1 protein-coding gene is annotated in these 237 nt (G+C 53.2%); it reads left to right on the forward strand.

From position 1 onward, the window contains the following. Positions 1-18: 18 nt before the first annotated feature. Positions 19-237: NUDIX hydrolase (locus tag IEQ44_RS18790; RefSeq protein ID WP_227487719.1), on the forward strand; the 219-nt coding region annotated here is incomplete at its 3' end.

Here is a 237-nt window from a genome sequence, read left to right on the forward strand (position 1 = left end):
CAAACGAAAGCAGCATTCATGGCAAGCATCAATGACAAGGCCCAAGACTGGTTAGCCACTAAGGATCAGCATGAACACCACGACCGGACCGTCCGTGCAGAACTCGTCAACATGTGCCTTATCACCAATCCAGCGACCGGCGATGTCCTGGTTGAAAATAAGAGTGACGCACAGTGGTCGGGGTTACCTTTTCCTGGCGGCCATGTTGAGCGCGGTGAATCACAAGTAACCGCGATG

The sequence above is a fragment of the Nocardioides malaquae genome (assembly GCF_015070385.1).
GTDB lineage: Bacteria > Actinomycetota > Actinomycetes > Propionibacteriales > Nocardioidaceae > Nocardioides > Nocardioides malaquae.